Source organism: Nocardiopsis sinuspersici, assembly GCF_001998325.1.
Taxonomy (GTDB): domain Bacteria; phylum Actinomycetota; class Actinomycetes; order Streptosporangiales; family Streptosporangiaceae; genus Nocardiopsis; species Nocardiopsis sinuspersici.
Genome location: NZ_MCOK01000001.1, coordinates 2,206,264 through 2,219,831 on the forward strand (window position 1 = coordinate 2,206,264; position 13,568 = coordinate 2,219,831).

A 13,568-nucleotide genomic window follows, 5' to 3' on the forward strand; every position below is an offset into this window, starting at 1 on the left:
GGTGCGGTCTCCCAGCCGGAGCCTCAACTGCTGGTCAGGGCGCGGTCGAGGAGGGGGAGCAGGCGGTCCCAGTGGCGCCGCAGCGCGGAGGGGTCGAAGGCGTCGGTGTCGGACATGGTGAACCCGTGGACGGTGCCGGGGTAGATCTCGCAGGTGTGGTCGACGCCCGCGGCGTCCAGGGCCCGGTCGAGCTCGCCGACGGCCTCGGCGGTCATGTCGTTCTCGGCGATGCCGAGGTGGACCCGGGCGGTGAGCTCGGGGGCGAGGAGGTGCGGGCTGTCGGGCGCGTCGGTGACCAGGGAGCCGGGGTGGAATCCGGCGACGGCGGCCACCTGGCCGGGGTGGGCCGCCGCGGTGCGCATCGCCAGAACGGCGCCCATGCAGTAGCCGATCACGGCGACCGGTCCGGCGCTGACCTCGGGCCGGGCGGCGAGGAACCTGAGATAGGCGTCGGCGTCGCGCAGGGCGTTTTCGGTGGTGTGCGCCTTGATCAGGGGCATCAGCCGGGCGAAGAGCGCGGGCCGGTCCTCTGCCCCGATGTGCTCGGGGAGTTCGGTCACCGGTGCCGGGCCGTGCCGGTAGAAGAGGTTGGGGACGAGTACGTAGTACCCGTGCCCGGCCAGTTCGTGGGCCATCTCCTCCAGTACGGGCCGCACACCGATGGCGTCCATGTACAACAGCACCCCCGGGTGCTGCCCGCCGCGGTCGGGGAAGGCGGCGAAGGCGTCGGCCTGGCCGTCCGGGGTGGGAATCTGCAGCGTCTTGGTGGGCATGGCGGGTCTTCCTCTTCCTCAGGGTGTGCTCGGCCGGGCGGTGGTCTCAGGCGTCCAGGAACGCCGCGATCGCCGCGCCCTGGCCCAGGACTGCGTGGCCGGTACCGGGCAGGACGGTCACGGTGGCGTGGGGAACCCGCGCCCGCAGGCGCCGGGCGCTCTGCCGGGAGTCGAACATGGCGTCGCGCTCTCCGACGATCGCCAGCACGGGCATGGTCAGGCGTCCCAGGGCCTGGTCGGAGAATCGGGGCAGCCCCTCGGTGCGCGGCCGGAAGTGGGCGAAGGTGCGCTCCACCGCGTCCAGGACGGAGCGGTCCTCGGTCTCCGACAGGCCGGTCATGGACCGGACGGACCTGCGTCGGCCCCGGGCGCCGAAGACGCGCAGCGCCATGCTCAGGAGGATTCTCCCGGTGCGCTGCCGGCCCAGTCCGCCCGGGCACAGCAGGCCCAGGCGCCGCACCCGCTCCGGGCAGCGGGTGGCCAGGTCCAGGGCCATCCACCCGCCGAGGGACATCCCCACGACCGCGGCGCTGGTGAGTCCGAGCCCGTCCAGGACCTCCTCCAGCCACCGGGCGTGGGCGCCGGAGTCCAGGGGCGGGCGCGAGGGAGCGCTCAGGCCGGGTTCGCCGATGACGTCGACGGCGTACACGCGTGCGCGGCGCGCCAGCTCGGTGACGTCCGCGTTCCAGGCGGTGGCGTTGGCGCCCGAGCCGTGCAGGAGCAGGACCGCGGGCCCGTCCTGAGGTCCGCAGGCCAACACGAAGGTCTCGCCCTGACCGGTGGATATGCGCAGGTGGTCGGCGGGCACCGGCCAGGACTCCAGGGCACGGCGGTAGTGGAGCCTGAGTTCACGCTCGCCGGTCGGAGAGGTGTAGATCGTGCTCATGAGGCCAGGACGCCTTCCAGGTAGTCGAACAGGCTGGCGGTCTCCCCCAGGCCGCCCAGGACGATGACCTTCATCCGGGCCCGGTCGCGGTCGTAGACGGTCTCCACGCGCAGTGGCTGTCCTCCGGGGCGGGGACCGGCGGCCATGCTGGTGAGCAGGGTGCTCACCCGGTCGGCGGTGCGGGCGTCGATCCCGTCGATCTCGACGATGCTCGACACCTCGGTGTGCCGTGGCGGAGCCGGCTCGTCGGCCGACGCCGGGACACGGGCGCCGGTGAAGGCCTCCAGGTCGGAGTGCGTGATGCGGTACTGCTTGCCGACGCGCACCGCGTGCAGCCGCCCGTCGCGCACATAGTTGCGGATGGTGCGCACGTGGAGGCCCAGTAGGTCGGCGACCTGGTCCACGGAGTAGAAACGATCTGCCACGAAGGAACCCTATCTTCCTCTGTTTTCCCCTTCAAGCATGTATTCAGGAGGAAAACAGGGAATGTATGTGGGAAGGCTCGTTGGGGAACGCCTCCGCGGCCGGGACCGAGGCGACCACGGCAGGCTGGTCACCGAGACGAACTGGTGGGGCACGCCGGCGTCGGCACCGGCCGCCGCTAGGCCCTGCCCGTCGAAGCCGACAGAAACCGGCGGGCGCCGCGCAGCGTGGTGCGTAGACGCTGCTGGGTGAACGTGCAGTCCAGGCGCACGTCGAGCGGTCCGGCATGGGTGCGGGCCCGTCGCCCGAAGGGCAGCGCGGCGGGGTCGAGACCGTCCCGACGGGCGATCAGGACTCCCAGTTCGTGGCGGCTGACCGCGTCGGTTCCGGCGACGTGGTGGATGCCGCAGTGGTCGGACGATGCGAGTTCCCGGAGCGCGGCGGCCAGGTCGCACACATGGACGGGGCAGCGCACGTCGTCGGTGAACAGCGCTCCGGTGACCTCGCCTGTGGCCAGAGCCCGCACCCGGCGTTCGTGGAAGGACCCGCCCTCGCCGATGATCAACGAGGTACGGGCGATCACCGCACCCGGGCTGATGGCCGTGACCGCTGTCTCGGCCGCGGCCTTGGCGGCGCCGTAGGGGGTGATCGGGTCGGGGACCGCCGTCTCGTCGTAGCGGGTCGCGGCACCGGAGAACACGGCGTCGCTGGAGACATGGACCAGCCGCGCACCGACCGCGGCGGAGGCGAGGGCCACGTGCGCGGCCCCGTCCGCGGTGCTCGCCCAGTCGGTCTGCCGGAACGCGGCGTTGACGACCACGTCCGGTCGCACCGCGGCGACCAGGTCGGCGACCTGGTGGCGGCTTCGAACGTCCAGGGCGAACCACGACGCCCCGTCCACGTCGGCCTGTCGCCTCAGGTACGTCGCGGCCACCTGACGGTTCGCGGCCAGCGACTGCCGGACGACCTCGCCGCCGAGGAATCCGCTACCGCCGACGACGAGGACTGTCATGGGCGATCACGCTACCGCCGACCGGTTCCCGCCGTCCACGCCCCATGCCGCGGCTCACCCGGGCTCGGGGCGAGCCGGCCCTTCGTGAGCGGCCGGCCCCGGGGAGATCCTCGCCGCAGGGGGTGATGCCCGGCCCGAAGGCCCGTCCCAGGTGCCTGCGCGTGGTGATGCGCGCAGGAAGCGTGACGGTCTCCGCCTGGACCGGGTCGCTCGCGCCGGTCACCGGAGCCTGCCACCGCTCCGCTTCCGCCGCTGCTGAAAGGGTCACGCTCGTTGTCCGACAGGACCCGCGGATTCCTTCGGCTTGACGCATACCTATATGGGAATATGATGGAGTCCATGGCACGAGCAGCGACGACGTCGGACGTCTTCAACGCGATCGCCGAGCCGCAGCGCCGGGAGATCCTGGTGCTGTTGCGCTCGGGTGAGCGGCCGGTGACCGAGTTGGCCCAGGAGCTGGGGATGACCCAGCCGGGGGCGTCCAAACACCTGCGGGTACTCCGGGAGGTCGGGCTGGTGCGGGACCGCAGGGCAGGCAAGCAGCGCCTGTACGGCCTCGACGCCAGCGGGCTGCGACCGGTCCACGAGTGGACCGGCGGGTTCGAGCGGTTCTGGAACGAGAGCTTCGACCGGCTGGACGAGTACGTGCAGGACCTCAAGCAGGCAAAACAGGAGGAGTGACCGATGGCAGCCACAGGACGGGACACGTCGGCGCGGTCAGCGACGGCCGACCGCGAAATCGTGATCTCCCGGGTTGTCCACGCCCCACGGGAGCTGGTGTTCGAGGCGTTCACCGAGGTGCGGCACCTGTCACGGTGGTGGGGGCCGGAGGGGTTCACCACCACCACGCGGGCGTTCGAGTTCCGCGTCGGCGGAGCGTGGGACTTCGTGATGCACGGACCGGACGGGACGGACTACCAGGAGTGGATCACCTGGACCGAGCTCACCCCGCCGGAACGGATCGCGATGCTCCACGGTGAGGCCCGCGACGACCCGAACGCCTTCGAGTCGGTCCTCACGTTCGAGCCCGACGGTACGGCGACCCGGATCGAGATGCGCACGGTGTTCCCTACCAAGGAACTGCGCGACGAGGCGGTCGAGAAGTATCAAGCGATCGAGGGCGGCAAGCAGACCCTGGGCAACCTGGCTACGTACGTCGCCGAGATCGTTCGGAAGGGAGCGAAGGGCTGATGGCCGGGAAGGTGTTCTTCAGCGTGTCGATGTCGCTGGACGGCTTCATCGCGCCCGAGTCCCCCGAGGAACTGATGGGGCGGCTGTGGATGGAACTACAGCAGTGGGTCTTCCCGCAGCGGTTCTTCCGGGAGAACCTGAAGCTCGGCGGGGGCGGCGAGGAGGGGCGCGACAACGACATCGTGCGGGAGACGTTCGAGCGCACCGGCGCGAGCGTGATGGGCAAGCACATGTTCGACGCCGGCGAGCAGATGTGGCCGGAGGAGGCGCCGTTCCACACGCCGGTCTTCGTCGTGACCCACGAGAAGCGCGACCCATGGGAGCGGCCGGGCGGGACCACGTTCCACTTCGTCAACGACGGCATCGAGTCCGCCCTCGGCCAGGCCCGCGAGGCCGCCGGCGACCGCGACGTCCGCATCGCGGGCGGCGGCGCGACGATCTTGGAGTACGTGAACGCCGGCCTGGTCGAGGAGTTCTCGATCGCGCTCTCACCCGTACTGTTCGGCTCGGGAATCCGCCTGTTCGAGGGCGTGGACGCCGGCCGCGTGGCCCTGGAGCAGATCCGCGCGGAGCCCTCCCCGAAGGTGACGCACCTGACCTACGCCGTCCGGGAGCGGTAACCGTCCCGACTCAGCGCTCTCCCGCCGAGGCCGACTGCCCGCGGACGGCCCGGCCCGTCCCGGCGGCGACGACGGATGGCGAGACGTGCCCACCTATGGGGAGGAGGGGAGCCGGCCGTGTACGCCGACACGGTGTCCGAACCGCCGTGCGCAGTGATCCCCGGCTACGGCGAACTTCTCAGCAACGAGAACGGCGACGAAGCAGCTGAAGCTCCTCGGCGTGATCGACCTCCGCTCCTCCAACGACCAGTACAGGCCCGCCAAGGACGCGTTGAAGCTGATCGAGCGGCACAAGGACTCCTCCTTCACCACCTACCATCCCCTCGGCGATCTCAGCGATGATGTGCCCGCCTGTGGCACGGTCCTTGGCCAGGTGCGCCTGCTGTCGTGCGGTCAGCTTCGGCTGCTTGCCCTTCAACTTCCCGTCCTTCTTCGCCGGCGCCGTGCCCTCACGGGTGCGCTGGTGCCCGGTGTCGGCCTCGGATTCCGCGACCATCGCCGGGGCCCGTAGGAACAGGCGGCCCACCGGGTCGGTCCAGTCGTAGACGCTCGCGCCAAGACCGAACGAGACGCCGCTGCCGCGTAGATCGGTGAGGGCCCGTCGGTCTCGGCCGGGACTCACCGGCGCAGGAAGGCGGAGCCTTCGGACGCGCCTCAGCTCCTCACCACGAATAACGTTGGATAATTACGTTACTAATTAACGTAATAGGTAGTACGCAAACGTAAACACGTCCACAGGCCCTCGGATCCTCACCTCCGATAAGTGGGCCTTACCGGAGGTGAGGGCACAGGGTGGCCCGCAGCCGACCCGGGGCTCCGAGTTTCGTTGGCGTCGCAGCTCAGGGCCACGGGACGACACCGAAAACGAGACGGGTACAGTCCAGGCTGTACTAGAGGGAGAACCAAGGGAGCCTGCAAGGGGCAAGAGGCAGGTCGGGTCCGGGCTCCCGAAGGCCCGGCGACAGAACTAGGGAACCCGTCGGTGGCTACGTCACGTGAATCGCGGCAGTGCCGCCCAACGCCTCGGGCACGTGCTTGCAGGGGCTTGGCGCACATCCATGTCAGATCATGCGCTCAGCGCTCGTCATCGCTGGTGAGCGGCTGACGGGGCGCCAGGACCGGTCTGAATGGTGCCGCGGACAACGCCCTGTTGTCTGCGGCACGGCTGATCTCGACCTGCGGGAACGGTTGCCGGGTCGAACATGGAGCGACTCCGCTGTCTGCGGCGAGGGGAAGCGGTACCCGCCGTCGTGCGACTGCCCGCCGAAAGGCGCTGACCGTCCGCGGGACGGCCGACGTCTTCCGCGGCTCGCTCGGCGACCCGAACACGGTCCGCGACCACGGGATCAACGAGGGCCGCCCGGTTCGTGTGCTTCCAGAAGTTCGACCCGCCCCAAGCACTCCCCCGGGCGCTAGTTCCTGCTCGGTCCGGTTTCGGGAGGGGTCAGTGGATCCTGCTTCTGCCGCCTGTGGGCCGTGCTGGGCGCGGACCAGCTCGCGAGGAGCTTGAGCCGTTCCTCGTGCGGGGTCCCCGGTTTTGCGGTGTAGAGCGAGAGGTCGTGCGCGGCCCGCGGCGAGGTCGGCAGATCCAGGGACCGGTAGGTCAGCTCCAGGTCGCCCACCCTGCGGATGGTGGAGGCGTTTGACGCCGCCGTGGTGGATGCGCACGTCGTGGGAGGCCCACAAGGCACGGAAGTCCTCGCTGAGGGTGGACAGCTCACCGATGAGTTCACGCAGCGCCTGGTCGTGGGGTTCACGCCCGGCCTCGGCGCGCAGCAGCGCCACGGTCATCGCGGCCCCCGCCTGCCAGTCCACGAAGAAGTCACGGGAGGCCGGGTCGAGGAAGTGGTAGCGGGCGAAGTTGGCCCGTCCGTGGGCGGTCGTCGTCTGGCTGGCGAACATCGGCGCGTGCAGTGCCCCGGCCAGGGCGTTGGTCGCGACCACGTCCAGCCGGCCGTTGCGCACGAACGCCGCCGACATCGTGATGGAGTCCAGCATCCACTGCACGGGCGGCGCGAGGGCGACCTCGCGGCGGCAGGTCGCCTTGCGGTGGGCCGGACGCGCGGCGCGGGCCAGGTCGAACAGGTGGGTGCGCTCCTCGTCGTCGAGGCGCAGCGCGTGGGCGACGGCGTCGAGCACCTCTTCGGACACACCCGCGATGTGGCCCTTCTCCAGCCGGGTGTACCACTCGGTACTCACACCGGCCAGGACGGCGACCTCCTCGCGACGCAGCCCGGGGACCCGGCGGCGGGCACCAGGGGGGAACCCGACCTGTTCCGGGGACAACTTGGCACGTCGACTGGCGAGAAAGCCCCTGATGTCCGCGCGGTTGTCCATGCCTTCCACGATAGGCACAGGTGAGCGCGCCAGGGGGGTTGAGGTTGTACCCCCACGAACGCAACCTTCTCCGTGGCGGCGGCGGACGGTGTAGTGGGGGTGGCAGCGAAACCACCACCACGGCACGAGGTCCGCCATGCACGACGAAGCCACCCTGGTTTCCCGCAAGGCTCGTTCGTCCCGCCTTCCCTTCGTCGTCTACGCCCTGGCACTGGGGACGTTCCTGATGCTCACGACGGAGTTCGTCGTGGCCGGGATCCTGCCTGACATCGCAGCCGACGTGCAGGTGAGCGTCGCCCAGGCGGGGACGCTCATCACGGTCTTCGCGGTCGGCATGATCGTGGGCGCACCGCTCATGGCGATGCTGACCCTGCGGATGCCGCAGCGGGTGACGCTCATGCTCGCCCTGGGCTTGTTCGCTCTCGGGCACGTGGTCGTCGCCGCCGGCTCCGACTTCGGGGTGCTGCTCGCCGCACGGTTCCTCACGGCGCTGGCGACCGGGGCGTTCTGGGCCGTGGCCGCGGTGGTCGCCACCCGCGTCGCGGGCCCGGGGTCGGGTTCGCGGGCCGTGGGCGTCGTCAACGCCGGAGGCATGCTCGCGACCGTCCTGGGAGTTCCGCTCGGCGCGTTCGCCGGACAGCTCGTCGGCTGGCGCGGCACGTTCTGGGCGCTGGCGGTCCTCGCGGTGGTCGCGATGCCCATGATCGCCCGCCATGTTCCCCGCGGCGGCGCCGGGCACCGGTCGGTGTCGGTCCGCTCGGAGCTGGCCGCCCTGCGCTCCGGGCGGCTGTGGTTGGTGTTGGCGGCCTGCGCGGCCACGACCGGCGGTGTCCTGGCCGCGTACTCCTACGTCGCTCCGCTGCTCACCGAGCAGACGGGCATCCCCTCGAACCTCGTTCCACTGGTGCTCGCCGGTTTCGGCGTCGGCTCGCTCGCCGGGTCCGTCCTGGGCGGCCGGCTCGGCGACACCCGCCCGCACACGGCGACGATCGCCGCGCCGCTGGCGACGGCCCTGATCCTGTTGACGCTCTGCTTCGTCTCCAGTGCGCCGATCCCGACGACGGTCCTCCTCGTCCTGCTCGGGCTGTTCGGCCTCGGCGCGAACCCGGTGCTGATCTCGCTGGCGGTCCGCTACGCCGCCCACGCGCCCACCCTGGGGTCCTCGCTCAGCGTCGCGGCCTTCAACTTCGGCACCGCGGCCGCCTCCTGGATCGGCGGCGTCGCCCTCGGAACCGGTCTGGGCGCCCTGGGCCCCGTCGCCGTCGGGACGGCCATCGCCGCTCTGACGCCGATCCCCGCGACCGCACTGGCCGTGATCCAGCGCCGCCGTGGCACGGGGGCGGGTCCCGAGGCTGTGAACGCCTTGTCCTGACCCGCACACGTCCGCCGCACAGGCGGTTCCCAACGACGAACGCCACCGAAAGAGAGGCCCGCCATGCGCGCCACCCTCATGTACCGAGCCGGAGACGTCCGCGTCGAGAACGTGCCCGACTCCCGGATCAAGCACCCCACCGACGCCCTGGTCCGCATCACCGCGTCCTGTATCTGCGGCAGCGACCTGCACCCCTACCACTCCATGACCGCCGCCGACGGCCCTGCCCGGATGGGGCACGAACTGATCGGCGTCGTCGAGGAGGTCGGCCCGGACGTGGCCATGCTGGCGAGGGGCGACCTGGTCGTCTCTCCGTTCGCGGTCTCCGACAACGTGTGCGAGTTCTGTCGGGAGAACCTGCAGACCTCGTGCTCCCACCACGAGGCCGACTTCTGGGACGGCATCTTCGACGAGGGCGGCCAGGCCGAGGCGATCCGTGTGCCGCTGGCCGACGGCACCCTGGTGAAGCTGCCGGTCACACCCGACTCGGCGCTGGTGCCTTCGCTTTTGACGTTGGCCGACGTACTGGGCACCGGCTACCACGCCGCCAGGGCCGCAGGCGTGACCCCCGGTCAGAACGTCACCGTGATCGGTGACGGAGCGGTGGGCCTGATGGCGGTGCTCTCGGCCAAGCGTCTGGGGGCCGAGCAGATCGTCCTCATGGGACGCCACACCGACCGCACCGACCTGGGCCGGGAGTTCGGCGTGACCGACGTCGTCGCCGAGCGCGGCGAGGAGGGCATCGCCAGGGTCCGCGAGCTCACCGGCGGGCAGGGATCGCATGCCGTCCTCGAAGCGGTCGGACACATGCCCGCCTACGAGCAGGCCCTGGGCGTCGTCCGCCCCGGCGGCGTGATCAGCCGTGTGGGTGTTCCGCAGTACGAGGAGGCGCCGATCGGCTTCGCCGGCCTGTTCCGGCACAACATCCGCCTGGCGGGCGGGCCCGCCCCGGTACGCGCCTACGTCGAGGAGCTCCTGCCCGACATCCTGGACGGGACCATCGAGCCGGGCAGGGTCTTCGACGCCACCACCGACCTGGAGGGCGTGCCCGCCGGCTACAAGGACATGGACGACCGCACGAGCCTGAAGGTCCTCATCAAGCCCTGACGCACATCACCGGGTCCGCCCACTGTTGCCGTGGGCGGACCCGGCTCTTCCATGCCCTCACACCGCTTCCGGCAGAGAGCGCCGACGGGTTCTCCGTGCGCTCGGGGCACGTCAGCCGCTCTGACCAGGGCCGCGCAGCGGCCTCAGGCCCTCGACGGCCGAGTCGCTGGGCGCCGACCAGATGACCCGGTCGGCGACCGGACCTTGCCTGCCCCTCGTGGTCGCACTCCCGTGCATCTGTTGGCGCAACCCGGCTTTCAGGCCGCGAACGCTGCGGCCACAGCCGCGGTGTCCTCGTAGAGGTGCATGCGCACGATCTTCCCCTCCGTCACGGTAAGGCGCATCGCGACGTCGGTGCGAAACGGGCGGCCGGTGGGCGCTGCGACGTGGTCGAACACGGCGAAGACGACTGCCTCCTCGCCGTCGGTGATGACGGCCTCGACCGAGACGGCGCTCTTGCCCGGCTCGAGCCCGGCCCACAGGGTGCGGAAGTAGTCGGGCACCTCGCTCCTGCGCGAGCGCCTGCCCACCCAGGGCAGCGCCGGGGTGCCGGGTACGTTCCAGTCGATCTTCTCGGCGAACAGCTCGCCCAGTCCCTCGGCGTCCTGCGCGCCGACCCTCTCCAGGAAGGCGTTCGTTGTCTCAGCGGTGGTGGTCACTGGGTTGTCCGTTCTCTTGGACGATTCACGATCGCCATTCTGTAGTGATCGATATAGAACGATAACACTTCTGTAGTGGGCGATATAGAATCGAGGCATGGGACGACCCCGCAGCTTCGATCGAGATGCCGCCCTGGACAAGGCGATGCGCCTGTTCTGGGAGCGCGGCTACGAGCAGACCTCCATCAGCGACCTCACCCAGGAGCTCGGCATCTCGGCCCCGAGCCTGTACGCGGCGTTCGAAGACAAGCGGACACTGTTCGAGGAGGCCGTCGCCCGCTACGAGGCCAGCCCGCAGTCGGTGACCGCTGCCGGGACCACCGGGATGAGCCAGCGCGAGGTGCTGCGGGTGATGTTCGACTGCGCTTCACGGGAGTACGCGAGCAGGGCGCATCCGCGCGGATGCCTGGTCAACAGCGAGCCGGAGCTGGCCGGCAACCGAGCCCAGAACCGCGCGATCACCGCGGCCCGCTTGCGGGAAGTGGCAGACGGCGCCGAAGAGGGCAACGACGCAGAAGCCCTCGCCGCCTTCGCGCAGACGCTGCTGGTGGGGCTGTCGGCCTACGCCCGCGACGGCGCCGACGAGGAGCAGTTGCGTCGCGTGGCCGATCTGGCCCTGCGCGTCATACCGGAGTGAGCGAAGGAGAGACCTCGTCGCACCCCCTCGCGCCCTGGCTCACGCACCACAACGGTGAACGACGCCACCCCGCGCTCGGAGGCAAGCCCCCGACCAGCCGGCTGGCACCGACGTCCTGACCGGGTACGGCTACCGCGCCCTCGCCCTCCCCGGCGACCTGGCCGACGATCTCGCCGCGTTAAACGCGGTGGTGTGCGCGTTCGGGGCAGCAGCGGGCATCGGGCAGGCCGACGGCGGGGAGGCGTTCGGGCCGCACGTGCTGCGCCACACCTTCGGCACCGGCCTCGGCCGAGCCCGCGGCGACCTGACGACCGATCCGGTCGACGTGGTACCGGCCGCCGAGCTGATGGGGCACACCGACCTCAACACCACCCGCCGCTACGCCCTGCCCGGCGAGGCCGACAAGGCCCGTGCCCTGGACGCGCTCACCACCGACCGGTGCACCGGTGAGGGTCTACCGCCGATCCTGTGGTCATCCTCCTGGACCCCCTCGCCACCGCAAAGGCCAGCTTGCCGGGCCGTGCAACCGTGCAGGAATCGGCTCAGACGACCACGACCCGGCGCCCGCGTGTGTGGCCGGCCTGGCTGTCGATGTGTGCGGCAGCGGCCTCGGCGAGCGTGTACGACCTCTCGACCGGAATGTGGAGCCTTCCCCGCGAGATGAGGCCGACTGCCTCGGCGAGCGCATCCGGCACGCTCCCGGCCACGCCGGAGAACCGGACACCGAACTTCGGCGCACCGAGGTCGGCGATGGAGACCACCTTCTGCGGGTCTCCGGTCAGCTCGACGAGCTCGCGGATGACACCCGAGCCGGCCAGGTCGAGGGCTGCGTCGACCTGGCCGAGCCGCCGCACCCGCTCGACCCAGCCCTCGCCGTACGTGGTGGCGAGGGCACCCAGGCTTCGCAGATAGTCCTGGTTCGCGGCCCCGGCGGTGCCGATCACCGTGATGCCCCGGTCGTGGGCGATCTGCAGCACCGCCGATCCGACTCCCCCCGACGCACCGCTGACCAGCAGTGTCTGCCCAGGCTGCACACCGACCTCGCGGATGATGCGCAGCGCGGTCTCCACCACGGAGGGGTATCCGGCGGCCTCTTCGAACGCCAGTCCATCGGGCATACGGGCCCAGGCCGACAATACGGCGAACTCGGCATAGGTGCTGGAGCCTTCGCCGAACACGTGGTCGCCGACCTCGACCCCTTGGACACCCTCCCCGACCTCGTCCACCACCCCGGCGGCGTCCAGTCCGACACCGGCGGGCAACTCGATCGGATGGGCCTTCAGGATCTGGCCTTCACGGACCCTCCAGTCGATGGGGTTCACACCCGCCGCCCGCACAGCGATGCGTACCTGGCCGGGGCCCGCGTGGGGCTCCTCGGCATCTGTGAGGTGCAAAACGTCCGGACCGCCGAACTCGGCGAAGCTCACTTTCTTCATGCGGCGACCGTAGCACTAACGGTTAGCTTTTAAAAACGGTTTCACTTTCGTATCTGATAGGGTTATGGCATGACCGCACCGTCCGGGCGCCGTGAGCGCAAGAAGGCCGCGACCCGCCAGAAGATCGCCGACACCGCCCTGCGGCTCTTCCTGGAACGCGGGTACGACGCGGTGGGGATCCGTGAAGTGGCCGCTGAGGCCGACGTGGCCGTCACCACACTCTTCTCCCACTTCGCCTCCAAAGAGGCCTTGGTCTTCGAGCAGGACGAGGACTTCGAGCAACGCCTCACGCAAGCGGTCACCGGCCGGGCGCCGCACGAGCTGCTCATCCCCGCCCTGCGCAGCGAGGTCCAGGCCCTGGTGAGGCACTGCACGGCGGACAGCGCCGCCCCGATCTGGCGCATGATCGACGAATCACCCGCCCTGCGGAAGTACGAGGAGTCGATGAGGCTGCGCCACGCCGAGACGCTGGCAACAGCCATCGCAGCCGATCCCGAACTGTCACGGACCGCCACGGCGAGCCGGACGATCGCGAGGTTCGTGATCGACGCCTATTCGCTGGCCCGTGAAGCGGCCGAACCGCAGGCCGCAGTGGACGAGATCTTTGGGATGATCGAGGCAGCCTGGGAGGCCACCCGCCCTTCTCGGCGTACGTGAGGGACTGTTCCTCCAGGTAGGGCAGGTGCCGGGGCGAGCTGAGACAAGTCGCCGAGCGCTGGGATTCGACTTCCATCCGCTTGAGCAACTGGTTTCCGTTGTCCCGGGTACCGCTCGCGCACCCCCCGCTCGGATCCACCGGTCCGAAGCACCACAGACGCCCAGGGTCCGCTGCCGCGAAGACGCAGCAACCACGGGTTGGCCCCGTCACGCAGCCCCTCAACCGTGACCACCGGCGCGCCGGCAACCGACGACACCCATGCGAGCACTGCCTCAGAAGGACAAGTCACTCGGTAAGCCTAGACGCGCAAGACCCCGATAGGGGAGGACGGGAGACGCCCAGACCGGGAGCCCGTGTACCCGCGTACGACCGCCATGTCCATGTCCCTCCGATTGGGTGCGGCGCAGTCGCCGCCGCCGAAGTCGCCCCCAGTGACCACACGCAGTGACCGGAGCGG

Annotated in this window: 16 protein-coding genes; 7 read left to right on the forward strand and 9 right to left on the reverse strand. The window is 70.4% G+C overall.

Annotation, left to right across the window (positions count from 1 at the left end; genetic code table 11):
• Positions 1–23: 23 nt before the first annotated feature.
• The 4 genes from NOSIN_RS09445 to NOSIN_RS09460 form a co-directional block, all read right to left on the reverse strand.
• Complete coding sequence (locus tag NOSIN_RS09445; protein WP_077690374.1) at positions 24–773, reverse strand: dienelactone hydrolase family protein; 750 nt, start codon at positions 771–773, stop codon at positions 24–26.
• A gap of 46 nt (positions 774–819) precedes the next feature.
• Positions 820–1,659, reverse strand: a complete 840-nt coding sequence (locus tag NOSIN_RS09450) for an alpha/beta fold hydrolase (protein ID WP_077690375.1) — start codon at positions 1,657–1,659, stop codon at positions 820–822.
• The gene (locus NOSIN_RS09455) at positions 1,656–2,084 is read right to left on the reverse strand and encodes a helix-turn-helix domain-containing protein (RefSeq protein ID WP_077690376.1); all 429 of its coding nucleotides are present in this window, start codon (positions 2,082–2,084) and stop codon (positions 1,656–1,658) included. The genes NOSIN_RS09450 and NOSIN_RS09455 overlap by 4 nt, the downstream gene beginning before the upstream one ends.
• Positions 2,085–2,260: 176 nt before the next feature.
• On the reverse strand, positions 2,261–3,094 hold the full coding sequence (locus tag NOSIN_RS09460; protein WP_077690377.1) for an SDR family oxidoreductase: 834 nt from the start codon (positions 3,092–3,094) through the stop codon (positions 2,261–2,263).
• Positions 3,095–3,433: 339 nt separating this feature from the next.
• Between NOSIN_RS09460 and NOSIN_RS09465 the strand changes: the two genes are divergently transcribed.
• From NOSIN_RS09465 to NOSIN_RS09475, 3 genes are read left to right on the forward strand one after another with little or no spacing between them, the layout of a single operon-like run.
• On the forward strand, positions 3,434–3,775 hold the full coding sequence (locus tag NOSIN_RS09465) for an ArsR/SmtB family transcription factor (protein WP_077693513.1): 342 nt from the start codon (positions 3,434–3,436) through the stop codon (positions 3,773–3,775).
• Positions 3,776–3,778: 3 nt separating this feature from the next.
• Positions 3,779–4,285: an SRPBCC family protein gene (locus NOSIN_RS09470; protein ID WP_077690378.1), complete on the forward strand. Its 507-nt coding sequence runs from the start codon at positions 3,779–3,781 to the stop codon at positions 4,283–4,285.
• On the forward strand, positions 4,285–4,905 hold the full coding sequence (locus NOSIN_RS09475; protein ID WP_077690379.1) for a dihydrofolate reductase family protein: 621 nt from the start codon (positions 4,285–4,287) through the stop codon (positions 4,903–4,905). Before NOSIN_RS09470 ends, NOSIN_RS09475 begins: the two co-directional genes overlap by 1 nt.
• 178 nt (positions 4,906–5,083) lie before the next feature.
• Here NOSIN_RS09475 and NOSIN_RS26720 read toward each other — a convergent pair whose 3' ends face one another.
• Both NOSIN_RS26720 and NOSIN_RS09485 read right to left on the reverse strand, forming a co-directional pair.
• Positions 5,084–5,527: a recombinase family protein gene (locus NOSIN_RS26720; RefSeq protein ID WP_236743337.1), complete on the reverse strand. Its 444-nt coding sequence runs from the start codon at positions 5,525–5,527 to the stop codon at positions 5,084–5,086.
• A 452-nt stretch (positions 5,528–5,979) separates the two neighbouring features.
• Positions 5,980–7,242 (reverse strand): helix-turn-helix transcriptional regulator, encoded by a 1,263-nt coding sequence (locus NOSIN_RS09485; RefSeq protein ID WP_455430047.1) that lies wholly within the window; start codon positions 7,240–7,242, stop codon positions 5,980–5,982.
• 136 nt (positions 7,243–7,378) lie between these two features.
• Here NOSIN_RS09485 and NOSIN_RS09490 point away from each other — a divergent pair, with 136 nt between their 5' ends.
• The gene (locus NOSIN_RS09490; protein WP_077690380.1) at positions 7,379–8,614 is read left to right on the forward strand and encodes an MFS transporter; all 1,236 of its coding nucleotides are present in this window, start codon (positions 7,379–7,381) and stop codon (positions 8,612–8,614) included.
• 63 nt (positions 8,615–8,677) lie between these two features.
• Positions 8,678–9,721 carry a zinc-binding dehydrogenase gene (locus NOSIN_RS09495; protein ID WP_077690381.1) on the forward strand — a complete coding sequence of 348 codons (1,044 nt, stop codon included), beginning with the start codon at positions 8,678–8,680 and terminating at the stop codon, positions 9,719–9,721.
• 257 nt (positions 9,722–9,978) lie between these two features.
• Here the strand turns inward: NOSIN_RS09495 and NOSIN_RS09500 are convergent, their stop codons facing one another.
• Positions 9,979–10,380: a nuclear transport factor 2 family protein gene (locus NOSIN_RS09500; RefSeq protein ID WP_077690382.1), complete on the reverse strand. Its 402-nt coding sequence runs from the start codon at positions 10,378–10,380 to the stop codon at positions 9,979–9,981.
• Positions 10,381–10,477: 97 nt separating this feature from the next.
• Between NOSIN_RS09500 and NOSIN_RS09505 the strand changes: the two genes are divergently transcribed.
• Positions 10,478–11,017, forward strand: a complete 540-nt coding sequence (locus NOSIN_RS09505; protein WP_206057587.1) for a TetR/AcrR family transcriptional regulator — start codon at positions 10,478–10,480, stop codon at positions 11,015–11,017.
• 178 nt (positions 11,018–11,195) lie between these two features.
• Here NOSIN_RS09505 and NOSIN_RS27170 read toward each other — a convergent pair whose 3' ends face one another.
• Both NOSIN_RS27170 and NOSIN_RS09515 read right to left on the reverse strand, forming a co-directional pair.
• Entirely contained in the window at positions 11,196–11,372 is a 177-nt protein-coding gene (locus NOSIN_RS27170; RefSeq protein ID WP_170293587.1) for a hypothetical protein, read from the reverse strand.
• A 187-nt stretch (positions 11,373–11,559) separates the two neighbouring features.
• Complete coding sequence (locus tag NOSIN_RS09515; protein ID WP_077690384.1) at positions 11,560–12,453, reverse strand: NADP-dependent oxidoreductase; 894 nt, start codon at positions 12,451–12,453, stop codon at positions 11,560–11,562.
• A 69-nt stretch (positions 12,454–12,522) separates the two neighbouring features.
• Here NOSIN_RS09515 and NOSIN_RS09520 point away from each other — a divergent pair, with 69 nt between their 5' ends.
• Positions 12,523–13,110, forward strand: coding sequence for a TetR/AcrR family transcriptional regulator (locus NOSIN_RS09520; RefSeq protein WP_077690385.1), 588 nt, complete (start codon positions 12,523–12,525; stop codon positions 13,108–13,110).
• Positions 13,111–13,568 lie beyond the last annotated feature (458 nt).

Coding starts and splice junctions, on each gene's coding strand:
- NOSIN_RS09445 (WP_077690374.1), bottom strand. CDS start 773: ATGCCCACCAAGACGCTGCAGATTCCCACCCCGGACGGCCAGGCCGAC.
- NOSIN_RS09450 (WP_077690375.1), bottom strand. CDS start 1,659: ATGAGCACGATCTACACCTCTCCGACCGGCGAGCGTGAACTCAGGCTC.
- NOSIN_RS09460 (WP_077690377.1), bottom strand. CDS start 3,094: ATGACAGTCCTCGTCGTCGGCGGTAGCGGATTCCTCGGCGGCGAGGTC.
- NOSIN_RS09465 (WP_077693513.1), top strand. CDS start 3,434: ATGGCACGAGCAGCGACGACGTCGGACGTCTTCAACGCGATCGCCGAG.
- NOSIN_RS09470 (WP_077690378.1), top strand. CDS start 3,779: ATGGCAGCCACAGGACGGGACACGTCGGCGCGGTCAGCGACGGCCGAC.
- NOSIN_RS09475 (WP_077690379.1), top strand. CDS start 4,285: ATGGCCGGGAAGGTGTTCTTCAGCGTGTCGATGTCGCTGGACGGCTTC.
- NOSIN_RS09485 (WP_455430047.1), bottom strand. CDS start 7,242: ATGGACAACCGCGCGGACATCAGGGGCTTTCTCGCCAGTCGACGTGCC.
- NOSIN_RS09490 (WP_077690380.1), top strand. CDS start 7,379: ATGCACGACGAAGCCACCCTGGTTTCCCGCAAGGCTCGTTCGTCCCGC.
- NOSIN_RS09495 (WP_077690381.1), top strand. CDS start 8,678: ATGCGCGCCACCCTCATGTACCGAGCCGGAGACGTCCGCGTCGAGAAC.
- NOSIN_RS09505 (WP_206057587.1), top strand. CDS start 10,478: ATGGGACGACCCCGCAGCTTCGATCGAGATGCCGCCCTGGACAAGGCG.
- NOSIN_RS09515 (WP_077690384.1), bottom strand. CDS start 12,453: ATGAAGAAAGTGAGCTTCGCCGAGTTCGGCGGTCCGGACGTTTTGCAC.
- NOSIN_RS09520 (WP_077690385.1), top strand. CDS start 12,523: ATGACCGCACCGTCCGGGCGCCGTGAGCGCAAGAAGGCCGCGACCCGC.